Genomic DNA, 22,252 nt, shown 5'->3' on the forward strand with positions numbered 1-22,252 from the left:
CGGAGCCGTCCTGACGCGCCGCGAACCGAGCGGATAGCGTGTCGATCACCCACACACGAGGAGCGGAACGTACCCATGCGCTATCTCCCGCTTGGCAGTTCGGGCCTGCTGGTATCCGCGGTCGGCCTCGGCTGCAACAACTTCGGCGCCCGGCTGGACGCCGCGGCCACCCACGCCGTCGTCGATGCCGCGCTCGACGCCGGGATCACCCTGCTCGACACCGCCGACATCTACGGCAGCCCCCGCGGCTCCTCCGAGGAGCACCTCGGCCGCGCCCTCAAGGGCCGCCGCGACGAGGTCGTCCTCGCCACCAAGTTCGGCTACGACGCGGCCGACATGGGCTACGGCCCGGCCGCCGGGTCCAAGGGCGGCCGCGGCTATATCCGGCGCGCCGTGGAAGCGTCCCTGCGCCGCCTGGACACCGACCGCATCGACCTCCTCCAGTTGCACAGCCCGGATCCGGCCACCCCCATCGCCGAGACCCTGGCCGCGCTCACCGAACTCGTCGCCGAGGGCAAGGTCCGCTATCTCGGCCACTCCAACCTCAGCGGCTGGCAGCTCGCCGAAGCCGCGCACGTCGCCCGTGAGACCGGCGCCGTGCCGTTCGTGTCCGCGCAGAACGAGTGGTCGCTGCTGGAGCGCACCGTGGAGCGCGAGCTCGTCCCCGCCGCCCTGCACTACGGCGTCGGCGTCCTGCCGTTCTTCCCGCTCGCCAACGGTCTCCTCACCGGCAAGATCAGGCGCGGCGCCCCCGTCCCGGCGGGCTCCCGGCTGGAGGGCCGCGACTCCTACGTCACCGAGGAGCGGCTGGACGTCATCGAGGCGCTCGCCGCCATCGCCGACAAGTCCGGCCGTACGGTGCTGGAGCTCGCCATCGGCTGGCTCGCCGCCCAGCCCGCCTGCGCCTCCGTCATCGCGGGAGCCACCTCCGCCGAGCAGGTCCGCGCCAACGCGGCCGTCGCCGACCGGCCGCTGGAGCCCGAACTGCTCGCCGCGATCGAGGAGATCCCGGGCGTGGGGGTCCCCGCGTGAGCGCCGGCCGGGAAGGCGGACCGCTGCGCTGCGCCGTCCTCGACGACTTCCAGCAGGCGGCCACCGCCCTCGCCGACTGGTCGGCGGTCGCGGACCGGGTGGAGGTGGTCACCTTCGCCGACCACCTCTCCGACGAGGACGAACTCGCCCAGCGCCTGGCCGGGTTCGACATCGTGGTCACCCTGCGCGAACGGGTCCCCTTCCCGGCCGCCCTGCTCGACCGGCTGCCGCGGCTGCGGCTCCTCGTCGCGAGCGGCATGCGGAACTCGGTCATCGACTACGAGGCGGCCCACCGCAACGGGGTGACCGTGTGCGGCACCGCCAGCGCGTCCACCCCGCCCGTGGAACTCACCTGGGCCCTGCTGCTCGGCCTCGCCCGGGGCCTGGTCGCGGAAGCGGACGCGCTACGGTCCGGCGGGCCCTGGCAGAGCACCGTCGGAGCCGACCTGTACGGCCGGCGGCTCGGCCTCCTCGGCCTCGGCAAGACCGGCAGCCGGGTCGCGCAGGTCGGCCTCGCCTTCGGCATGGAGGTGTGGGCCTGGAGCCCCAACCTCACCCGGGAGCGCACCGACGCGGCCGGGGTCGGGCTGGCCGCCTCCAAGGAGGAGCTGCTGGCGGGCAGCGACTTCGTCTCCGTCCACCTCGCCCTGGGCGAACGCAGCCGCGGCCTGATCGGCGCGGCCGAGCTCGCCCTGATGAAGCCGGACGCCTACCTCGTCAACACCTCGCGCGCGGCCATCGTCGACCAGGAGGCCCTGCTCGACGCCCTGCGCGCGGGCCGGATCGCGGGCGCGGGCCTGGACGTCTTCGACGTCGAACCCCTCCCGCCGGACCACCCCGTCCGCACGGCGCCCCGGCTCCTCGCCACCCCGCACCTCGGTTACGTCACGCGCGCGAACTACGCGACGTACTACGGCCAGGCGGTGGAGGCCATAGCCGCTTTCCTGTCCGGCACCCCGGTCCGCCGCATCGGCCCGTACGCCGGCCACGACGAGGACCACGACGGGAAGAAGGGGGCGGGAAGCCGGTGAACCGCAGACGGCAGAAGAAGCTGACGGGGGCGCTGGTCTTCGCCGCGGGCATCGGGAACACCGCGCGGGTCCGGGCGCTGCTGCGGGCCGGCGCCCACCCGGGGACCGCCGACGCCTCCGGCACCACCCCGCTGTACGCGGCCGCCGTCCACGGCGCCGCCGACGCCGTACGCCTCCTGCTCGCGGCGGGAGCCGCGCCGGACACGGAGAGCGGCGGGCCCGGCTCGGAGGGCCTCCCGCTGTGCGCGGCGGCCTGCTGGGGCCACATCGACGCCGTCCGCGAACTCCTCGCCGGTGGCGCGGACCCCACCCTCCGCGAGGACGCCGGCACGGGCCTGACCCCGCTGGACTGGGCCCTCCGCGGCCCCCACCCCGAGACGGTGGAGCTCCTCCGAGCCACCAACGTCCCGGGACAACACACCTAGACCGAGCCGCCGTGCCCCTGCCCGGACCCGGGCAGGGGCACGGCCCCCCGCTCGTATCAGACGGCGGACCCGCTAGGACACGATGTCCTTGCGGGCGAAGCCGCGGAACGCGAGGGCCACGAGCACCGTCGCGTACGCCACCGACACCGCCGCCCCCTTCGTCATCCCGCCCCACTCCACGTGCGGCTGCAGCGCGTCCAGCCACGAGAACTGCCAGTGCGAGGGCAGGAACTCCCGCCAGTCGCCCAGCGCGGTCACCGCGTCCAGCACGTTGCCGACGATCGTCAGGCCCACCGCCCCGCCGACCGCGCCCAGCGGCGCGTCCGTACGGGTCGACAGCCAGAACGCCAGCCCGGCCGTCACCAGCTGGGACACGAAGACGAACGCCACCGCCAGCGCCAGCCGGGACAGCGCGTCCCCGGCCGGCAGCGTGCCGCCCGCCGGCAGCTCCAGCGGACCCCAGCCGTACGCCACCGTCCCCGCCGCCAGCGCCACGGCCGGCAGCAGCACGATCGCCGCCAGCGAGAACCCCAGCGCCACCACCAGCTTGCTCCACAGCAGCCGGGCCCGTGGCACCGGCGACGCCAGCAGGTAGCGCAACGAGGACCAGCTCGCCTCCGAGGCCACCGTGTCCCCGCAGAACAGCGCCACCGGCACCACGAGCAGGAAGCCCGCGGACACGAACAGGCAGGTCACCGTGAAGTTCGCCGCCGAGGCGGTGGCCGTGTCGATCAGGCTGATCCGGTCGCCGTTCCCGTCGGGCCCCGGTTCGCCGCCCACCGCGAACGCGATGATCATGACGAAGGGGAGGGCGGCCAGCACTCCGCCCATCACCAGCGTCCGGCGCCGCCGCCACTGGCGCAGCGCCTCCACCCGCAGCGGCAGGGTCCGCCGCGCCCGGTACCCCGGTGCCGCCTCGGCCGCCGCCGTCACCGCCGCCTCCGTCGCCCGCACGGTCTTCGCCGTCTTCGCCGCGTTCACGCCGCACCTCCGATCAGGGTGAGGAACGCGTCCTCCAGTCTCCGGTGCGGACCCACCCCGGTCACCGGCACCTCCAACCGGACCAGCTCGGCGATCAGTTCGCCCGCGCCCGCGCCGTCCAGCCGCACCAGCAGGCCCAGCCCGTCCTCGGATCCGACCACCGAACCCACTCCCTCCAGTGCCGCCACCTTCTCGACGGTCGGCCCCGTCACCGGTTCCGAGAGCGTCACCAGCAGGGTGTCGCCGCCGCCGGTGATCTCGGCCACCGGCCCCGCCTGCACCAGCCGGCCCCGGTCCATGACCACCAGATGCGTACAGGACTGCTCCACCTCCGACAGCAGGTGGCTGGAGACGATCACGGTCCGGCCGCCGGCCGCGTACCGGATCATCACGTCCCGCATCTCCCGGATCTGCGGCGGGTCCAGACCGTTCGTCGGCTCGTCGAGGATCAGCAGGTCCGGCATCCCCAGCATCGCCTGGGCGATCGCCAGCCGCTGCCGCATGCCCTGCGAGTACGTCCGTACCGCCCGCTCCAGCGCGTCACCCAGCCCGGCGATCTCCAGCGCCTCCGCCATCTGCGAGTCCCCGGCCGGCCTGCCGGTCGCCCGCCAGTACAGCTCCAGGTTCGCCCGTCCCGACAGGTGCGGCAGGAACCCGGCGCCCTCCACGAACGCGCCGACCCGCGAGAGCACCGGCGACCCCGGGCGCACCGCCTGCCCGAACACCCGGATCTCCCCGGCGTCCGGCGTGATCAGCCCCATCAGCATGCGCAGCGTGGTCGTCTTGCCGGCCCCGTTGGGCCCGAGCAGCCCCAGCACCTGGCCCTTCTCCACCCGGAACGACAGGTCCCGCACCGCGTACCGGTCCTTGGCCTTCGCGTACCGCTTGGTCAGGCCGGTGATCTCCAGCGGTACGCCGGCCAGGGCCGGTTCCGGGCGGGCCGCCGCCTGGGTTCCGCCGGGCGTCCGCCGCCGGCGCACGGTCAGCAGGAGGGCGGCGAGGACGGCCGCGCCGGCCGGCAGCCCCCAGGTCCAGCCGGGCAGCGGCGCGGCGGCCGTCCGCACGCCGTCCGCGACCGGCACCGACAGCGGGCCCCGCGCCGCGACGGTGTACGTCGCCGGGGCCGCCGGGGTGGCGTAGCCGAGGTCGGTGGCGGACAGTACCAGCCGCAGCCGGTGGCCGGCCTCCAGCCCGTGGTCGATGGCGGGGAGCACCAGGTCGACGTCCGTGCCGGCGCCCGCGTTCTCCACCCGGACCGGCGCCACGAGCTGACTGGGCAGCACCTGCTGCCGTCCGTCCGGCCCCACGTCGTACACCTTGCCGAACAGCACGGCCGCCCCGTCCGCCGCCGTCGACCTCACGTGGAGCCGCACGGTCGGGGTCCCGGTGATCCGCAGCGCGCGGTCCAGCGGTGCCGAGTCGAACCGGGCGTACTGGCCCGGGAAGTCGAGGGAGAGCCCGGTGCCGAGGGCGGCGAGCTGTCCGCCGATGCCGGGCAGCGCGGAGAGCGCGGGCGGGGCGCCGCCGGCCGGGTTCGCGAAGCTCTGCTCGCGGCCCTCCAGGGTGAACGCGCGCGGCGCGGACCGCAGTCCGGGGTAGCGGTCGGCGGTGGCCTGGCGCACCTGTACGGCGCCGTTGGTGGTGTCGATGCCGCCGGTACGGGTGACCTGGAAGGCCGGGCCGGTCGCGGCGGAGGCGTCGCCCTTGAGATGGCGGTCGAACCAGGCGGCGGTCCGCGCCTCCACCCGGGAGGCGTCCCGCACGCCCCCGTCGTGGCCGCCGGACGCCCAGTCGACCGCGACCGGGGCCCCGCCCGCGGTGATGGCCCGCGCCATCGCGTCGGACTGGTCCAGCGGGAACAGCGAATCGGTCTGGCCCTGCACGATCAGGGTGGGCACCTTGATCCGGGCGCCGGCCGCCGACGGGCTGCGGGCCTCCAGCAGCGCCCGGGCCTCCGGGTCGGGCCGGCCGGCCACCGCCACCCGCTCGTACATGGCGCACAGGACCGGCTGGAACCGGCCGCAGCCGGCAGCGGGGCCGCCCGGCCCGGCACCGGGTGGGGTCGGAGCCGCCGTACCCGGGGCCGGCTCACCCGCCGCGGCCTGCAGTCCGCCGGCCGTTCCGGTGGTGAAGAACACCCCGGCCCACAGCTTCTTGAAGACCCCGTTCGGGAACAGCGCGTCCGCGAGGTTCCAATAGGTGATCTGCGGGGCGATCGCGTCCACCCGCGGATCGTGCCCCGCGGCGAGGAGCGAGACCGCGCCGCCGTACGAGGCCCCGGCGATGCCGACGCGGGGATCGCCCGCCGCGTCGAGGGCGACCTCGGGGCGCGCCGCCAGCCAGTCGATCAGCCGGGAGACGTCCTTCACCTCGAACTCGGGGTCGTTCAGGCCGATCTGCCCGCCCGAGCGCCCGAACCCGCGCGCCGACCAGGTCAGTACGGCGTAGCCGTCGCGCGCGAGCCGCTCCGCCTGGGCGCGCAGATCGTCCTTGGAGCCGCCGAAACCGTGGGCGAGGAGCACCGCGGGGCGTTTCTCCGGACCGTCGGCGCCCTGCGCGCCGTCCGCGCCCTCCGCCGTGAAGTACGAGGTGTCGATGCGCGCACCGGGCATGTCCAGGACCTGGTCCTGCCGGTGCACGGCGGGCGGGTCCTCGGCCGCGGCCGTCGCCGACCAGGTGCCGGCGCCCGCGAGGACGGCAAGCGCGGCGGCACCGGCGAGCAGGCGGTCGCGGCGGCGCCGGGGCAGTCGGAGCTTCATACGGGAACCCTACGGCGACGGACCCGGGACCCCCAGCAACCGCAGACGGAACTCCCGCACCTCCTCCAGGCGTACACCGGCCCGCCCCGCGTACCGCAGCTGCGGTACGCGCCCGGTCACGCCGTTCGCGGCCCGCACCGCGGGAGGCGCCCGGTCCCGCCGCGCGCCTCCGGTCGGCCGCGGGCGCCCGTTCTGCGTCCGCGGCGTCATGGCGGGACGATGGCGGCATGCTGCTGGCCGAGGTCGCCCGCGTGTCCCGGGCGGTCGCCGAAACCCCCGCCCGGTCGCGCAAGGTCGCCCTCCTCGCGCAGCTGTTCGCGGCCGCCCCCGCCGAGGAGGCCGCCCTGGTGGTCTCCTACCTCGCCGGCCGGCTCCCGCAGGGCCGGCCCGGCATCGGCTGGCGGGCCCTGGCCGGGGACGTGCCGCCGGCCGGCGGGCCGGCCCTGACCGTGTCCGAGGTCGACGCGGCCGTCACCGCCCTCACCGGGGTGGCCGGGCCGGGCGCGCAGGCCGAACGGCAGCGGATCGTGGACGCCCTGCTCGGCGCGGCCACCGCCGAGGAGCAGCGGTTCCTGCGCGGCCTGCTCTCCGGGGAGGTCAGGCAGGGCGCCCTGGACGCCGTCGCCCTCGAAGGCGCGGCCCGGGCGGCCGGGGTGCCGGCTGCCGACCTGCGGCGGGCGGTGATGCTGGAGGGCTCGCTGCCCCGGGTGGCCGCGGCCGTGCTGGCCGACGGCGCACGGGCCCTCACCCGGATCGGCCTCCACGTGGGCCGCCCGGTGCAGCCGATGCTGGCGAGCACCGCCGGGTCCGTGGCGGAGGCCGTCGCCGCGCTGGGGCCGTGCAGCGTGGAGGAGAAGCTCGACGGGATCCGGGTCCAGGTCCACCGCGACGGTGACACGGTCCGGGTGTACACGCGGTCCCTGGACGAGATCACCGACCGGCTGCCGGAGGTGACCGACCTGGCCCGGGAGTTCCCGGGGGCGTGCTTCGTCCTCGACGGGGAGGTGATCGCGCTCGGCGCGGACGGCCGCCCGGTGCCCTTCCAGGCGGTGGCGAGCCGGGTCGGCTCGCGCGTGGACGTGCCGGCCGCGCGGGCCGCGCTGCCCGTGCGGCCGTTCTTCTTCGACGTCCTGGCCACCGAGGACCGGGTGCTGCTGGACCTGCCGGTGCGGGAGCGGTACGCGGCCCTGGTCCGCCTGGTGCCGCCGGGGGCGCTGGTCCGCCGCCTGGTCGTCGAGGACCCGGTGGCCGGGCTGGCGAAGGCGGAGGCGTTCTGGGCCGAGACGCTGCGCCGGGGCCACGAGGGGGTGATGGTCAAGTCGCTGGACTCGGTGTACGCGGCGGGCCGGCGCGGCAGGCTCTGGCTCAAGGTGAAGCCGGTGCACACCCTGGACCTGGTGGTGCTGGCCGCCGAATGGGGACACGGGCGGCGCACCGGACTGCTGTCCAACCTGCACCTGGGCGCGCGGGCGGCGGACGGGACCTTCGTGATGCTCGGCAAGACCTTCAAGGGCCTGACCGACGCCATGCTGCGCTGGCAGACCGACCGGCTGCGCGAACTGGCCACCGGGGACGACGGGTTCACCGTGCGGGTGCGGCCCGAGCTGGTCGTGGAGATCGCCTACGACGGCCTGCAGCGCTCCCCGCGCTACCCGGCCGGGGTCGCGCTGCGGTTCGCCCGGGTGCTCCGGCACCGCCCGGACAAGCGGGCCGCCGAGGCGGACACCGTCGACACGGTGCTCGGCACGGGCCAGGCCTGACCCCGGGAGGCGCTCACCCCGAGCCGTTTTGCCTCAGAGGCAAAGTGAATTGCCTCAGGGGTAATTCTCTGGCTCAATCGGGTCATGAGCACCGCCCCCGGAGCCGACCGGCTGCCCGACGCGGCCCCGCTGCCCGACGTCGCCCCGCACCTGCGCGACCTGCGCCGCCGCGCCGGTCTGACCCTGGAGGCCGCGGCCTCCCGGGCCGGGCTCTCCCCGGCCCACCTGTCCCGCCTGGAGACCGGTCGGCGGCAGCCGTCGCTGCCGCTGCTGCTGGCACTCGCCCGCACCTACGGCACCACCGTGTCGGAGCTGCTGGGCGAGACCACCGCGGTCGCCGATCCCATCGTACGGGCCGGCGGTCCGGGCGCCCGGGAGGCCGACGGCTGGACGTACTGGCAGGCCGGCGGATCGGGCCGGGGCATGCAGGCGCTGCGGGTGCACGTCCCGCACACCCGCGGCCAGGGCGAGCTGGTCCGCGTACATCCGGGGGAGGAGTGGCTCCACGTGCTCAAGGGGCGGCTGCGGCTGCACCTGGGGGAGGCGGAGTACCTGCTGGAGCCGGGGGACAGCGCGCACTTCGACTCGCTCACCCCGCACCGGATCGCGGCCGCCACGGGCGGCGGCGCCGACCTGCTGTTCGTCCACACCTTGCTGCAGAGCAGCCTCGCCGGGCTCTGCCTCGGCGGCACCGGCGGCCACACCCGGTCCTGACACCCGTTCCCGTGAAGGAGTTCCTTTTGTCCGAGCACAGCGAGTCGAAGTTCCCGCGCGGTCTGGTGATCCGGCTGATCGCCTACCTGTTCGCCGGCCACCTCTTCGCGTTCTTCGTCTACCTGCTCTTCGTCCTCGGCGGCCAGAACCAGTAGGCCGTCAGTCGATCGGCTCCACGAGCGCCGCCCGCGAAGGCTCCGGCGGGAACGGCTGCCCGTAGTACCGGGTGTCCCGCACGATCCGCCCCTCCTGGTCGAGCTCCAGGACGACGGCCGCGTGCCAGATCTCGCCCGCGTAGTCGTTGACGGTCTCCAGCACCCACACCCGGCCGGAGCCCGTCAGCCGGCGGACGGTGACCGAGGGCGGTACCGGATAGGCCTCCTGCATGCGCCGCATCGCCTCGCGCCCGCGGATCCGCTCGTTCGACTGCGGCATCTCCATCACGTAGTCCGGGTGGCGGAGCTCGTACTCCGCCTCCGCCGAAAGCCCCTCCGGCGCGTGCCCGTAGAGCCGGTCCACGGCCTCCCGCATGGCGGCCGTGTCATTGCGGGTCACCGCCCGGCGCATCAGTTCACGGACCTCGACGGTCCCCCGGTCGGTCATGGCCACCTCCGCGGACAGCGCCTCCGTAGGGCCCCTTCCCACCGTACGGGCATGATCAGCGTTCCGCCTGCGGCGGCTCCAGGGAGGGCGCGCCCACCCCGCACTGGGTGTGGCACTGGGGATGGACCGCCCCCGGATCGGGCCGCCGTACGGTCGTCCAGGCCAGCACCGCACCCAGCACCATCAGCCCGGCGCACCAGACCATGGCCCGCGCGAAGGCGGCGTTGAACTCGACGGGGGAGAGGTACGCCTCCGGGCCCATCCCGGACAGCAGGGGCAGCGCCGCGACCGCCAGCAGGCCGGCGGCCCGGGCGGCCGCGTTGTTGATGCCGCTGGCCAGCCCGGCCCGCCCGGGGTCCACCGAGGCCAGCACGGCGGAGGTCAGCGGAGCCACCAGGGCCGCCAGGCCCAGGCCCAGCACCGTCATCGCCGGCAGTACGTCGGAGACGTACGAGGCCTCCGGCCCGGCGCGGATCATCAGCAGGACGCCCACGGCGCACAGCAGCGGCCCCACGGTGAGCGGGATCCGCGGACCGATCCGCTCCCCGAGCTCGCCGGACCGGGCCGACAGCAGCAGCATGATCACGGTGACCGGCAGCAGGGCCGCCCCGGAGGCCAGCGCCGAGTACCCGGAGACCACCTGCAGCTGGAGCACCGACAGGAAGAAGAACCCGCCCAGGGCCGCGTAGACGGCCAGCGTGACCAGGTTCACGGCGGTGAACTGCCGGGAACGGAAGACCGCCGGCGGGAGCATGGGCTCCGCCCGCCGCCGCTCGACGACCACGAACAGCACGCCGAGCAGCACCCCGGCCACCGCCGCGGCGATCACCGGGGCGGACGCCGCGTTCGCCTCGATCAGCGCGTACGTCACCAGACCGAGGGAGGCCGCCCCGAGCACCGCCCCGGTCACGTCGAACCGCCCGGTGGCCCGCGGATCGCGGGTCTCCGGCACGGACCGCAACGCGACCGGCACGCACACCGCGGCCAGCGGCACGTTCAGCAGGAACACCCAGCGCCAGCCCGGACCGTCCACCAGCCACCCGCCCAGGAACGGGCCCACGGCCGCGCCCACCCCGCCGAGACCGGACCACAGGCCCACCGCGCGGGCCCGGTCGTCCGGGTGCAACGAGGCCTGGATGATCGCCAGTGAGCCCGGGGTCAGCAGCGCCCCGCCGATGCCCTGCAGTGCCCGGGCGGCGATCAGCACGCCGGTGTTCGGGGCGAGTCCGCACAGCAGGGATCCGGCCGCGAACCACACCACCCCGAGCACGAAGATCCGTCGCCGCCCGTACCGGTCGCCCAGCGCCCCGCCGACGAGGATCAGTGCGGCCAGGGTGAGCAGGTAGGCGTTGACGGTCCACTGCAGGGCGGCCATGTCCGCGCCCAGGTCCTCGCCGATGCGGGGCAGAGCCACGTTGACCACGGTCGAGTCGAGCAGGGCCATGGTCGAGCCGAGCACGGTGGTGAGCAGGATCCACCGCCCGCGCGCGGTGGCCAGCCGGACACCGGGCCCGGGCAGACCCGCCGCGTGGGCGGCGTCTCCCGGGTCCGCCGGCGGCGGCGGGGGCCGGTCCGGGGTGCCGGGAGCAGCCGGGGTACCGGGAGGTTCCGGGGCGCCTGGAGGGTCCGGGGTGCCCGGAGCGGATGGGGCCATGCCTCCAGGCTCCCCGTCCCGCCCCGGGCGGGCCACCCGGTGGCCGGAAAGCGGCTGTGTCCGGCCGTTCGCACCGGGGGCGGTCTTGTCCCGGCCTCGGCCCATGGCTGAGCATGGCGCGCACACGTCACCCACGTGTCATGCACATGCCGCTCACATCCCGGCACAGCCGCCCCTGTGCCCGCGACCGCACCCGCCCCCGAGCTCTCGACTTCGCTCGAGCAGGGGGGACCCCCATCCGCCACCCGGCTCCGCACCTCCCAGAGGAGACCACGTGACCCAACGGAACGGACCGTTACGCACGGCGCTCACCCTCATCGCCTCCCTGCTGCTGATCCCCGCGGGCACGGTCGCGGCCACCGCCGCACCGCCGCCCGATCCCGCCGCGGCCGCCGAACGCAAGATCGAACCGGAACTCCGGGAGCAACTCGACGACTCCGGCAAGGCCGTGTTCTGGGTCTACCTCGACAGCGCCGCCGACCTCGGCGCCGCCGCCCGCCAGACCACCCGGGCCGCCAAGGCCGAGACCGTGTACAAGGCGAAGAAGGCCCACGCCGACCGCACCCAGGCCGGACTGGTCAAGGCCCTGGACGGAGCCCGCGCCGAGTACACCTCGTACTGGATCGTCAACGCCGTCCGGGTGGTCGGCGACCGCAAGCTCGCCGGAAGCCTGGCCGAGCGGCCCGAGGTGGCCCGCATCGACGCCGACGACAAGGTCAGCCTGCCCAAGCCCGTGGAGGGGAAGCGGGAACCGGCCGCCGACGCGGTGGAATGGAACATCGACCGGATCAACGCCCCCAAGGTGTGGGAGGAGCTCGGCGTCCGCGGCGAGGGCATCGTCGTCGCCAACATCGACAGCGGCGTCGACTACCAGCACCCGGCGGTGGCCGGTTCGTACCGGGGCCGGGCCGCCGACGGCTCGGTGAACCACGCCTACAACTGGTTCGACCCGGCCGGCATCTGCGCCGGCGGCGCCCCCTGCGACAACAACGACCACGGCACCCACACCATGGGCACCATGGTCGGCGACGACGGCGGAGCCAACAAGATCGGCGTGGCCCCCGGAGCCAAGTGGATCGCCGCCAAGGGCTGCGAGACCAACTCCTGCTCCGAGGCCTCCCTGCTCGCCTCCGGCCAGTGGATCGTCGCCCCGACCGACGCAGCCGGCCAGAACCCGCGGCCCGACCTCGCCCCGCACATCGTCAACAACTCCTGGGGCGGACCCGGCGGCGACAGCTGGTACCAGCAGGTCGTCGACACCTGGCGGGCGGCCGGCATCTTCCCGGCCTTCTCCAACGGCAACTCCGGCCCCGGCTGCGCCACCAGCGGCTCGCCCGGCGACTACGCCTCCTCCTACAGCTCCGGCGCCTTCGACATCAACAACGCCATCGCCCCGTTCTCCTCGCGCGGCGCACCCCAGGGCGGCGGCGTCAAACCGAACATCGCCGCCCCCGGCGTCAACGTGCGCTCCTCCGTGCCCGGCGGCTACGAGGCCTTCTCCGGCACCTCCATGGCCTCCCCGCACACCGCCGCCACCGTGGCCCTGATCTGGTCCGCCGCGCCCGCCCTCGAAGGCGACGTCGCGCAGACCGAGGCGCTGCTCGACGGCACCGCGGTGGACACCGACAACACCAGCTGCGGAGGCACCGCCGCCGACAACAACGTCTTCGGCGAAGGCCGCCTCGACGCCCTCGCGGCCGTCCGCGCCGCCCCGCGCGGCGCCATCGGCTCCCTCGCCGGCACCGTCCGCTCCGGCGGCGAGCCGGTGGCCGGCGCCAAGGTCACCGCCGACGGGCCCATCGACCGTACGACGACCACCGCGGCCGACGGCAGCTACCGCTTCCCGTCCCTGTCGACCGGGGAGTACGCCCTGACCGCCGGCAAGTTCGGCTACGCCCAGCAGGGTGCCACCGCCACCGTCACCGAGGGAGCCACCGCCACCACGGACTTCACCCTCACCCAGGCGCCCTCCGGGAAGCTCACCGGCACCGTCACCTCGGCCGCCGGCCCCGCCCCCGGAGCCACCGTCACCATCGCCGACACCCCGGTCACCGCCACCGCGGACGCACAGGGCCGCTTCGAGGTCACCCTCCCGCACGGCACCTACGAGGTACGGGCCGGCCACACCTCCCGCTGTCTGACCGGCGGCAGCAGCCGGGTCACCGTGGCCGGGGACACCGCCGTCGAGGTCACCCTCCCCGAGCGCACCGACGGCTACGGCCACGCCTGCGCCACCGCGGGCGACCGCCCGTACCAGGCCGGCGACCGCAGGCTCGCCCTCACCGGCGACAACAACACCGAACGCGTCGACCTGCCCTTCCCGCTGCCGCTGTACGGCAAGACGTACGGCCAGGCGTGGATCAGCACCAACGGCACCGTCAGCTTCGGCGGCGCCCACGGCGGCGACTTCAACGGCGCCATCCCCAGCACGGCCACGCCCAACGCGGCCCTGTACCCGTTCTGGGACGACCTCGTCGTCGGCACCGCCGACAGCGGCTCGGGCGTCTTCACCTCCGTCACCGGAACCGCCCCGCACCGCGCGTACGTCGTCGAATGGCGGAACGTCGCCCACTACTCCGCGCAGGCCGACCTGTTCTCCTTCTCCGCCGTGATCGGCGAGGACGGCCGGGTCACGTACCACTACCGCGGCACCACCGGCAGCGGCACCAAGGGCGGCTCCACGGCCACCGTCGGCGTGGAGAACCAGACCGGCACCGATGCCTTCGCGTACTCCTACAACGCCCCGGCGATCACCGACGGCCTGTCCGTCGCCTTCCGCACCACCCGCAGCGGTGTGGTCTCCGGCCGGGTCCTGGACGCCAACGACGGCGGCGGCATCGCCGGCGCCACCGTCACCCTCGGCAGTGGCGACTCCGCCGTCTCCGCCACCACCGCGGCCGACGGCGGCTACGTGGTCCAGGCGCCCTCCGGCGCCGTGACCGCCTCCGTCACCGCGCCCTCCTACGAAACCGCCCAGCTGCCCGTCGAGGTCAAGGCGGCCGACGTCACCACGCTCAGCCGGTCGCTGCGCACCGCCAAGGTGACCGCCTCCAGGACGTCGGTCGAACTGGTCGTCACCCCGGACCAGAAGCGCACCCGCACCCTCGACCTCACCAACCCGGGCCTCGGCACCGCCTTCACGGTCTCCGAGGACGCGCCCTGGCTGACCGCCACCCCGGCCTCCGGCGACCTGCCGACGAACGGGAAGGCCACCGTCGGCCTCGCCGTGGACACCGCGGGCGTGGCCCCCGGCACCGTCCTGACCGCCGACCTGAAGATCACCTCGGCGAGCGGACGGACCCCCGTCCTCACCGTTCCCGTCAAGGTCGTCGTCCCCCGCTACCAGGCCGCCCTGGACGCGGGCGCCGACCACAGCGGCACCGACGCCCTCGGTGACACCTGGAACCCGGACCGCAAGTACACCCCCGGCTCCTACGGCTACCAGGGCAGCTCCACCGTGAAGTCCACCGGGCGCACCATCGCCGGCACGGACGACCAGCGGCTGTTCCGCACCGCCCGCGAGGGCATGTACGAGTACCGCTTCGACAACGTGCCGAACGGCACCTACACGGTGGAACTCGGCTTCGCCGAACTCTCCTCCACCCGGCCGAACAAGCGGGTGTTCGACGTCCTCGCCGAGGGCACCCAGGTGCTCCCGTCGCTGGACATCGCGCTGGAGGCCGGCAGCTACACGGCCCTCACCCGCGGCTACACGGTCACCGTGACGGACGGGACGCTCAACCTCCGCTTCGTCACCCACACCGGTTTCGGCAAGCCGCTGCTCAACACGCTGCGGGTCACCGAACGCCCCGACCGGGGCTGACGGAGCCGGCCCGCACGGCGGGCGGTGCGGGACGGGCCCGCGCCGGTGGCCGCTCGGACATCCGGGTGGTCACCGGCCCCGCCCCCGGGCGGTGCGCGCGCGGACCCGGTGCCGCCGTGCTGAGCTGGTGGCGATGACCAGTGACGCAGTGACGACCCCTCGGACCCCGCTGCCGCCCGGCGCGGCCTGGGCCACCGGCGACGCCGACGGACTCCGCGCGAGCGGGACCCACGACGGCGGGGCCGCGGCCCCGGCCGCCGCCGGGCTCGGCGGGGCCCTCGCGCTCTGGCCCGTCCTCGGCACCCTCGTCGAGGAGGGCGCCCTGCGGCTGCACACCCCGATCGCCGCCTACGGACTCCCCGGCCGGGCCACCGCCCACCAGCTGCTGACCTCGGGGCGCGGCCCGGACCGCACGCCGGACGGACCGCCCGGTGGCCCGCGCGGTGGCGCGTCCGCCGGATCGTTCGGCGGACCGTCCGGCCGGGACGAGATGCTCACCCGGCTCGCCGAGGAGGTCACCGGCACCCCGCTGGAGGAACTCGCCGCCACCCGGATCTGGGCACCCCTCGGCATGGCGCGCACGACGCTCGCACCCGAGCTGCGGACCACCCTCGACGACGCCGCGGTCTTCCTCCGGAACGTGCTGGCACCCGGTCAGGGCCCGCTCACCGCGGCCTGGATCGCGGACTCGCTCCGCATCCGCACCGGTGAGCTCTTCCCGGCCCGCGGCCTGATGTGGCGCCCCGCCCCGGGCAGCCACCCCCGCCAGGACCTGTGGGTCCACCACGCCGAACGGGGCCCGTCCGCGCTCTGGGCCTCCCCGCGGCACCGCCGCTGGGCGGTCCTGCTGGCCCCACCGACGGCGCCGCAGGCGCTCCGGGACGACGTACGGGACCTGGTGCTGGCCTGATCCCCCTCCGGGGCGGGCCGGGCTACGACCCGCGGCGGACCCGGGCCGCGCGGCGGGCCTCCGCCACCTTCCGGGCCTCGGACGTACGGCGGTTCTCCTTCGGCGCCGGACGGGTGCCCCGGCCGCGGAAGCCCAGCTCCGACTGGCCCTTGGCGCCGCCTCCGCTGCCGCCCTTGCCACCCGCGGCGGTGGCCGGGGCCGGCCGGGCGCCGGTCAGCCGCGCCAGCTCCGGGTCCCCCGGCGCGACCTGGGCCGTCCGGGCCCGGATCCCGGCCTCGGACAGCATCCTGGACAGGTCGCGGCGCTGCTTGGGGGCGGCCAGGGTGACCACCGTGCCCGAGCCGCCGGCGCGGGCGGTCCGCCCGGCCCGGTGCACATAGTCCTTGGCGTCCGCCGGGGGGTCCAGGTTGACGACCAGGTCCAGGTCCTCGATGTGGATGCCCCGGGCGGCCACGTCGGTGGCCACCAGCGCCGTGACCTCGCCGTTCCTGAACTGCTCCAGGGTGTGGGTGCGCTGCGGCTGCGATTTGCCGCCGTGCAGGGCGGCGGCCCGGATCCCGCTGTCCTTCAGGTGCCGGGTGAACCGGTCCACCGACACCTTGGTGTCGAGGAACAGCAGCACCCGCCCGTCCCGTGCGGCGATCTCCGTCGCCGTCGCGAACCGGTCGGCCGGCTGCACGTGGAGCACCAGGTGCTCCATCGTGGTGACCGCGCCCGCCGACTCGTCGACCCGGTGCACGGCCGGGTCGTCGAGGAACCGGTGCACCAGCCCGTCGACGTCGCCGTCCAGGGTCGCGGAGAACAGCAGCCGCTGGCCGTCCGGCCGCACCCGCTCCAGCGCGTCGGTGACCTGCGGGAGGAACCCCAGGTCGCACATCCGGTCGGCCTCGTCCAGCACGGTGACGGCCACCCGGTCCAGCCGGCAGTACTTCCGCTCCAGCAGGTCCGTCAGCCGGCCCGGCGTCGCCACCAGCACCTCGGCGCCCGCCTTCAGCGCGGCCGCCTGCTGGTTGATCGCCAGCCCGCCGACCGCCGTGGCGATCCGCAGCCCCACCGCGCGGGCCAGCGGCTCGAGCGCGTCGGTGACCTGCTGCGCCAGCTCGCGGGTCGGGACCAGCACCAGGGCCAGTGGCTGCTTGGGCTCGGACCGCCGGCCCGCCGTACGGGCCAGCAGGGCCAGACCGAAGGCGAGCGTCTTGCCGGACCCGGTGCGGGCCCGGGCCAGGACGTCGCGTCCGGCGAGGGCGTTGGGCAGGGTGGCCGCCTGCACCGGGAACGGATCGGTCACGCCCAGCGCCGCCAGGGTCCGCCGCAGCGGTTCCGGCAGGTCCAGCCCGTCGAAGGAGGACACCGCCGGGAGGACCGGGGCCACCGGTTCCGGCAGGTCGGAGGCGTTCGCAGGGGAATCGTCGGGGGACTGGGTCACGCGGACAGCCTACCCGCCGTGCGGTCCGCACCGGCCGGGGCCACCATGCACCTATGGCCGGTGACGTGGCGGATCGGAACCCAGCGGCCCCCGAGCTGAAGCATGACGCGATCGGGTTCCTCGACGCGCTCGTGATCGGGCTGAACTCCACCTCGCCCGCGTACTCGCTCGCCGCGGCCATCGGCCCGATCGTCGCCCTCGCCGGGATCTACGCGCCGGGCATCATGCTGGCCTCGTTCGTGCCGATGCTGCTCATCGCGACCGCCTTCTACTACCTGAACCGGGTGGACCAGGACTGCGGCACCACCTTCTCCTGGGTCACCCGGGCCATGGGCCCCTGGGCGGGCTGGCTCGGCGGCTGGGCCATCTTCATGACCGGCGTCCTGGTCATCGGATCGCTCGCGGACGTCGCCGTACGCTTCGGATTCCTCACCGTCGGGCTGGACGGCTGGGCCAACAGCGAACCGATCCGTCAGACCTTCACCGTGCTGGTGATCCTGGTGATGACGGCCATCTGCGTGCTCGGCACCGAGATGTCCGCGCACCTCCAGAACGTGCTGATCCTCGCCCAGGTGTTCTTCCTGCTGCTGTTCGCCGGGGTGGCCCTCTACCGCATCTACACCGGCACCAGCTCGCTGAACGAGATCGAACCCCAGTTGGCCTGGCTCAACCCCTTCGGTGCGGGCGGCGCCGCGCTCACCGGCGGCCTGCTGCTCGGCGTGTTCATCTACTGGGGCTGGGAGTCCGCGGTGAACCTCACCGAGGAGGTCAAGGACTCCGCGTCGGCCCCCGGCAAGGCCGGACTCTGGTCCACCGTCATCCTGCTCGTCACCTACCTGTCGGTGGGCATCGCGGTCGTCGGCTACGCGGGCACCCAGTTCCTGGCCGACAACGCGGACGAGGAGGAGGCGGTGTTCGCCACCCTCGCCCACGAGGTGATGGGCGGCTGGGACTGGGTGGTGCTGCTCGCGGTGTCGACCTCCGCCCTCGCCTCCACCCAGACCACCATCATCCCGGCCTCCCGGACCGCCCTGTCGATGGGCCGCCGGCACGCCTTCCCGGAGCGGCTGGCCCATATCCACCCGCGGTTCCTCACCCCGGACGTCAGCACCTGGCTGGTCGCGGCCATCGCCATCGCCTGGTACCTGGTGGTCAACTGGATCAGCGAGAACGCGCTGTTCGACTCGATCACCGCGCTCTCCCTGCTGATCGCGTTCTACTACGCGCTGACCGGCCTGGCCTGCGCGGTCTACTACCGCCGCCACCTGCTGGAGAGCGTGCACAACTTCCTGTTCATCGGGCTGGGCCCGGTGGTCGGGGCGGTCCTGCTGATCTGGCTGCTCGCGGAGTCCATCGTGGACATGTCCGACCCGGCGAACTCCTACAGCGGCGTCTCCTGGTTCGGCATCGGACCGCCGCTGGTGATCGGCATCGGCATCGCCCTGCTCGGCGTGATCGTGATGGTCTTCTGGCGGATCCGGCACGGCCTCTTCTGGCAGGAGCGCCGCGGCGTCGCCGACCCCACCCTGGTGCACGGGAAGCCGAGGAAGTCCGGCCGGAGCCCGGAGAGCGGGGAGTCCTGAGATGTCGGTGGTCCTCGGCTACGACGAATCACCCGGCGCGGAACGGGCCCTGCGGGTCGCGCTCGAGGTCGCGGCGGCCTTCGGGGAGCCGCTGGTCGTGGTGTTCGGGGCGGCCGCGCCCGGCACGGTCGGTGAGGAGTACCGCGCCCACCAGGAGGCGATCCGCCAGGCCGGGCGCACCGCCCTGGCCCACGCGGTCCGGGCGGCGGACGAGGCCGGCGTCCCCTCCGCCGTCGAGATCGTCGACGAGAAACCGGCCCAGGCCCTGCTGGACGCCGCGGAACGGCACAACGGGCGGGTGATCGTGGTCGGCAGCTGGGGAGAGAGCCCCATGCGCGGCGCCCTGCTGGGCTCCACCCCGCACAAACTGCTGCACCTCTCGCGCCTCCCGGTGCTCTGCGTCCCGACCGACTAGGTGTAATAACCACCAGTATTGTCGAACAGGGCGGGACGGTACGCCGGACTCCGCGGCGCGGGCGGGGCGGTCACCAGTGGGTGACGGTCTTCGCCGCCGGGTCGTAGGTGAGCAAGGCGGGCAACTCGTGGTGTCCGGTGACGGTTTCGGCGGTGAGTACGGCGGCGCGGCCGCACGCGGTGCCCAGTTCGGTCAGGAAGCGCACCACGTCGTCGACGTCCGAACCGTCGGTGATGTCGTCGGGCCAGAGCGAGAACTCGATGCCGTCCACGGGCAGGTGGGCCGTGAACCACGTCCGGCCGCACCGGACGGAGAAGCTCGCGGTATGACGGCCGTCCGACAGCCCGGCGAACAGGGACTCGGCATCGCGTCCGGCGGTTGCCCCGCCCGCGGTGCCGTGGTGCCAGACGAGTTCGTCCGCCGCCCCGTCCAGGTGACGGTAGGCCCGTGGCCAGTCCACTTCCTCGCTGCCGAAGACGGTGATGTCACGGAGGCTGCCGTCCACGAGGAACGCCGCGCACATCCACGTCTCGGGAAAGCGGCACGTTCCCGCACGGCACGCGCACGCGTGCCCGTCCTCCCCGTCCACCCGCCCCGCCTCCACGGCCCTGTCCGCTCGTTCCTCCGGTCCCCGCCGGATTCGGTCCAGGAATATCACGTACGGGTTCCCGGCTCGCGGGCGCGCTCGGGTCGGCGGTCGCCCGCCGGGCGGACACGGCCGCCGCCCCGGGGCCTCCGGCGGCCGGACGCGCCGGCGGGATCGGATCAGAAGCCGATCGGATGAAATCACCGCAGCTGTGGACAGTCGAAGTCCCCGGGAACCGGCGATCGCGCACAGTGATCGCACGGTGACACCCGAGGAGGAGAACGGTCCATGCGTACACACCGGAAGATCACGGCGGCGGCCTGCGCCCAGGCCCTGGCCGCCGCGGCCCTGCTGGGGCTCGGCGCGACCGCAGCCGCCGCCCAGGTCCCGACCTGCTTCGGCTCGCCGGCCACGACCACGACGACCACCGGCACGCCGGGCAACGACGTCATCATCGGGACGGCGGGCCGCGACGTCATCGACGGCGGTGGCGGCGACGACATGATCTGCGGTCTCGGCGGGGCCGACGTCATCACCGGCGGGGCCGGGAACGACCGGCTCGCCGGGGGCGCCGGAGACGACCGGGTCGACGGCGGCGCCGGTCACGACGGCCTCGTCGGGGACGACTTCGCGTTCACGGGGGACGCCACCGGGCCGGTCGGAGTGGACCGGCTCTCCGGCGGGGCGGGGTTCGACGCGCTGGTCGGCGACCACTACGCGGTCCAGGGCGTGGCCACCGGCGGGGCGACCGACGTGCTGTCCGGCGGGGACGACGACGACCACCTGACCGGGGACAGCCGGGGCGACCGGGCCACCGGAGGCGCCGTCGACCAGCTGGACGGCGGGAACGGCAGCGACGGCCTCATCGGGGACTCGCTCGGCTTCTACGAGGCCACCGGCGCGGGCGACGACGTGCTGCTGGAGGGCCCCGGGGACAACGGCGACGTGGTCGGCGACAGCGTCTCGGTCCTGGGCGACGCCTCCGGCGCCGGCGGGGACGACGTCATCGACCTGGGACCGGACGGTGGTTACGGCGCCTGGGGAGACCACCTGGCCTCGGGCGGGCGGGCGACCGGCTCCGGCAACGACACCATCACCGGCGGCAGCACCGGCGAGCTCGTCCTCGCCGGGGACAGCGGGGTGGCCGACCCGCAGGGCCTGACCGCGGGACGGGACGTGATCGACGGCCGCGGCGGAGCCGACCGCGTCTTCGGCGACAACGTCGGCCCGCTGGACGCCACGGTCGGCACCGCGGGCGGCCGGGACCTCCTCACCGGCGGGGCCGGCGCCGACTTCCTGCGCGGCGGCCCCGCGGACGACTACCTCAACGGCAGCAGCGGCACGGACGACTGCGACGGGGAAGGGGGGAACGACACCGAGGTCAGCTGCGAGGCGTGACCCGGACCGTCTCGACCCACGCGGGCGGTCCGGGGGCGTCCTCGCCGATCAGGGCGGCGATCAGCCGGCAGGAGGGCACCTCGGCCGGCCACGGGGTGTGCCCGTCGGTGAGCACGATGACGATGCCCGGCCGGTCCGGCACGGCCAGCGCGGCGGCGATGCCCACCCGCATGTCCGTGCCGCCGCCCCCGGCGAGGGTCACCTGCTCCGCGCCGGTCACCCGGGACACGGCGTGCACCTCGGCGTCGCAGGCGAGGACGGCGACCCGGTTGCCCTGGATGCCCACCTGCCGGAGCACGCCGGTGACTTCGGCCAGCGCGGCGGCCAGGTCGTCCTCGCCCATCGACCCCGAGGTGTCGATGACCACCGCCACCCGCGGCAGCGGCCTGCGCAGGCTCGGCAGGACCACACCGCGCAGCGCGGGTGTGCGGCGCGAGGGCCGGCGGTAGGTGTAGTCGACCGCGCCGGCGGCCCAGGCGGCGGCCTCCCGGACCGCGCCGGAGAGGGCCTGACGCCAGTCGACGGTGGGTTCGAGGAGCTCCTTCGCCCAGCGCTGCCAGCCGGCCGGCAGGCGCCCGCGGCTGCGCTGGTGGGCGCGCATGGCCTGGGCGGTCGTACGGCGCAGTGCGTCCGCCTCGACCGGTCCCAGCCGGGCCGGCCCCGAGTCCTCGGGCAGCTCCCACGGCATGGGCGCGCCGTGGGCGCCGGAGCCGCAGTCCAGGGGGCAGCCGGCCGGGGTGGGCGGGATCGAGGGCAGATAGCCCTCGAACAGCCCGCCCGTGGGCAGGCCGTACGTCTTCGGCTCGACCCGTCCGGCCGGCAGCGCGATCCCGTCCGCGAGCAGGTCGTCGTTGATCTCGCAGTCCTGGGCGATGTTGACCCGGACGGCGTCCCGCTGGTCGGCGGCCGGGAGCCGGTCGGCGCGGCCGTGATGGTCGCGGAGCAGGTGCGCCACCTCGTGCACCCATACGCCCGCCAGTTCCGCCACCGGGGTGGCGTCCACGAAACGGGGGGAGACGTAGCAGCGCCAGTGCCGGTCGACGCCCATGGTCGGGACCCGGGTCGAGGGCACCACGGTCAGGGCGTACAGGGCGGAGGCGAGGTACGGCCGGTCCTCGGCCGCCCGGTACCGGGCGGCCAGCAGCTTCGCGG

General features: G+C 74.9%; 18 protein-coding genes. 11 read left to right on the forward strand and 7 right to left on the reverse strand.

Annotated features, from left to right (window positions below; translation table 11 throughout):
* Positions 1-75 precede the first annotated feature (75 nt).
* Genes AC067U_RS16755 through AC067U_RS16765 form a run of 3 tightly spaced genes read left to right on the forward strand, consistent with a single transcriptional unit; the run spans position 76 to position 2,488 of the window.
* Positions 76-1,032 carry an aldo/keto reductase gene (locus AC067U_RS16755; RefSeq protein ID WP_478830428.1) on the forward strand — a complete coding sequence of 319 codons (957 nt, stop codon included), beginning with the start codon at positions 76-78 and terminating at the stop codon, positions 1,030-1,032.
* On the forward strand, positions 1,029-2,063 hold the full coding sequence (locus AC067U_RS16760) for a D-2-hydroxyacid dehydrogenase family protein (protein WP_478830429.1): 1,035 nt from the start codon (positions 1,029-1,031) through the stop codon (positions 2,061-2,063). The genes AC067U_RS16755 and AC067U_RS16760 overlap by 4 nt, the downstream gene beginning before the upstream one ends.
* A complete protein-coding gene (locus tag AC067U_RS16765; RefSeq protein ID WP_478830430.1) occupies positions 2,060-2,488 on the forward strand; it encodes an ankyrin repeat domain-containing protein in 429 nt (142 codons plus the stop codon). Before AC067U_RS16760 ends, AC067U_RS16765 begins: the two co-directional genes overlap by 4 nt.
* A gap of 72 nt (positions 2,489-2,560) precedes the next feature.
* On the opposite strand, the gene AC067U_RS16770 is transcribed toward AC067U_RS16765, so the two are convergent.
* Positions 2,561-3,469 carry an ABC transporter permease gene (locus AC067U_RS16770; RefSeq protein WP_478830431.1) on the reverse strand — a complete coding sequence of 303 codons (909 nt, stop codon included), beginning with the start codon at positions 3,467-3,469 and terminating at the stop codon, positions 2,561-2,563.
* Entirely contained in the window at positions 3,466-6,228 is a 2,763-nt protein-coding gene (locus tag AC067U_RS16775; protein WP_478830432.1) for an alpha/beta fold hydrolase, read from the reverse strand. Before AC067U_RS16775 ends, AC067U_RS16770 begins: the two co-directional genes overlap by 4 nt.
* Positions 6,229-6,455: 227 nt before the next feature.
* Here AC067U_RS16775 and AC067U_RS16780 point away from each other — a divergent pair, with 227 nt between their 5' ends.
* The 3 genes from AC067U_RS16780 (at position 6,456) to AC067U_RS16790 (ending at position 8,857) form a co-directional block, all read left to right on the forward strand.
* Positions 6,456-7,988, forward strand: a complete 1,533-nt coding sequence (locus AC067U_RS16780) for an ATP-dependent DNA ligase (RefSeq protein ID WP_478830433.1) — start codon at positions 6,456-6,458, stop codon at positions 7,986-7,988.
* A gap of 84 nt (positions 7,989-8,072) precedes the next feature.
* Positions 8,073-8,702 (forward strand): helix-turn-helix domain-containing protein, encoded by a 630-nt coding sequence (locus tag AC067U_RS16785; RefSeq protein ID WP_478830434.1) that lies wholly within the window; start codon positions 8,073-8,075, stop codon positions 8,700-8,702.
* A gap of 26 nt (positions 8,703-8,728) precedes the next feature.
* Positions 8,729-8,857: a DUF6126 family protein gene (locus tag AC067U_RS16790; RefSeq protein WP_478830435.1), complete on the forward strand. Its 129-nt coding sequence runs from the start codon at positions 8,729-8,731 to the stop codon at positions 8,855-8,857.
* Positions 8,858-8,861: 4 nt separating this feature from the next.
* On the opposite strand, the gene AC067U_RS16795 is transcribed toward AC067U_RS16790, so the two are convergent.
* Both AC067U_RS16795 and AC067U_RS16800 read right to left on the reverse strand, forming a co-directional pair.
* Entirely contained in the window at positions 8,862-9,305 is a 444-nt protein-coding gene (locus tag AC067U_RS16795; RefSeq protein WP_478830436.1) for a nuclear transport factor 2 family protein, read from the reverse strand.
* A gap of 55 nt (positions 9,306-9,360) precedes the next feature.
* Entirely contained in the window at positions 9,361-10,959 is a 1,599-nt protein-coding gene (locus AC067U_RS16800; RefSeq protein WP_478830437.1) for an MFS transporter, read from the reverse strand.
* 274 nt (positions 10,960-11,233) lie between these two features.
* Between AC067U_RS16800 and AC067U_RS16805 the strand changes: the two genes are divergently transcribed.
* The gene (locus AC067U_RS16805) at positions 11,234-14,782 is read left to right on the forward strand and encodes a S8 family serine peptidase (protein WP_478830438.1); all 3,549 of its coding nucleotides are present in this window, start codon (positions 11,234-11,236) and stop codon (positions 14,780-14,782) included.
* 133 nt (positions 14,783-14,915) lie between these two features.
* Positions 14,916-15,692 (forward strand): serine hydrolase domain-containing protein, encoded by a 777-nt coding sequence (locus AC067U_RS16810; RefSeq protein WP_478830439.1) that lies wholly within the window; start codon positions 14,916-14,918, stop codon positions 15,690-15,692.
* 22 nt (positions 15,693-15,714) lie between these two features.
* On the opposite strand, the gene AC067U_RS16815 is transcribed toward AC067U_RS16810, so the two are convergent.
* Positions 15,715-17,118: a DEAD/DEAH box helicase gene (locus AC067U_RS16815; protein WP_478830440.1), complete on the reverse strand. Its 1,404-nt coding sequence runs from the start codon at positions 17,116-17,118 to the stop codon at positions 15,715-15,717.
* A 53-nt stretch (positions 17,119-17,171) separates the two neighbouring features.
* Here AC067U_RS16815 and AC067U_RS16820 point away from each other — a divergent pair, with 53 nt between their 5' ends.
* Together AC067U_RS16820 and AC067U_RS16825 are read left to right on the forward strand one after the other, a co-directional pair.
* Positions 17,172-18,701, forward strand: a complete 1,530-nt coding sequence (locus AC067U_RS16820) for an APC family permease (protein ID WP_478830441.1) — start codon at positions 17,172-17,174, stop codon at positions 18,699-18,701.
* A 1-nt stretch (position 18,702) separates the two neighbouring features.
* Positions 18,703-19,116 carry a universal stress protein gene (locus AC067U_RS16825; RefSeq protein WP_478830442.1) on the forward strand — a complete coding sequence of 138 codons (414 nt, stop codon included), beginning with the start codon at positions 18,703-18,705 and terminating at the stop codon, positions 19,114-19,116.
* Positions 19,117-19,186: 70 nt separating this feature from the next.
* Here the strand turns inward: AC067U_RS16825 and AC067U_RS16830 are convergent, their stop codons facing one another.
* Complete coding sequence (locus tag AC067U_RS16830; protein WP_478830443.1) at positions 19,187-19,621, reverse strand: hypothetical protein; 435 nt, start codon at positions 19,619-19,621, stop codon at positions 19,187-19,189.
* Between the two features lie 369 nt (positions 19,622-19,990).
* Between AC067U_RS16830 and AC067U_RS16835 the strand changes: the two genes are divergently transcribed.
* A complete protein-coding gene (locus AC067U_RS16835; RefSeq protein ID WP_478830444.1) occupies positions 19,991-21,100 on the forward strand; it encodes a calcium-binding protein in 1,110 nt (369 codons plus the stop codon).
* Here AC067U_RS16835 and AC067U_RS16840 read toward each other — a convergent pair.
* On the reverse strand, positions 21,084-22,244 hold the full coding sequence (locus AC067U_RS16840; protein WP_478830604.1) for a vWA domain-containing protein: 1,161 nt from the start codon (positions 22,242-22,244) through the stop codon (positions 21,084-21,086). The two genes, AC067U_RS16835 and AC067U_RS16840, sit on opposite strands and share 17 nt — an antisense overlap.
* Positions 22,245-22,252 lie beyond the last annotated feature (8 nt).

The organism is Streptomyces sp. NPDC043853, from assembly GCF_056436025.1.

Excerpts from the sequence above, each read along its gene's own strand:
- AC067U_RS16755 (WP_478830428.1), top strand. The coding sequence starts at position 76 with ATGCGCTATCTCCCGCTTGGCAGTTCGGGCCTGCTGGTATCCGCGGTC.
- AC067U_RS16820 (WP_478830441.1), top strand. The coding sequence starts at position 17,172 with ATGGCCGGTGACGTGGCGGATCGGAACCCAGCGGCCCCCGAGCTGAAG.
- AC067U_RS16795 (WP_478830436.1), bottom strand. The coding sequence starts at position 9,305 with ATGACCGACCGGGGGACCGTCGAGGTCCGTGAACTGATGCGCCGGGCG.
- AC067U_RS16825 (WP_478830442.1), top strand. The coding sequence starts at position 18,703 with ATGTCGGTGGTCCTCGGCTACGACGAATCACCCGGCGCGGAACGGGCC.
- AC067U_RS16780 (WP_478830433.1), top strand. The coding sequence starts at position 6,456 with ATGCTGCTGGCCGAGGTCGCCCGCGTGTCCCGGGCGGTCGCCGAAACC.
- AC067U_RS16775 (WP_478830432.1), bottom strand. The coding sequence starts at position 6,228 with ATGAAGCTCCGACTGCCCCGGCGCCGCCGCGACCGCCTGCTCGCCGGT.
- AC067U_RS16785 (WP_478830434.1), top strand. The coding sequence starts at position 8,073 with ATGAGCACCGCCCCCGGAGCCGACCGGCTGCCCGACGCGGCCCCGCTG.
- AC067U_RS16800 (WP_478830437.1), bottom strand. The coding sequence starts at position 10,959 with ATGGCCCCATCCGCTCCGGGCACCCCGGACCCTCCAGGCGCCCCGGAA.
- AC067U_RS16810 (WP_478830439.1), top strand. The coding sequence starts at position 14,916 with ATGACCAGTGACGCAGTGACGACCCCTCGGACCCCGCTGCCGCCCGGC.
- AC067U_RS16835 (WP_478830444.1), top strand. The coding sequence starts at position 19,991 with ATGCGTACACACCGGAAGATCACGGCGGCGGCCTGCGCCCAGGCCCTG.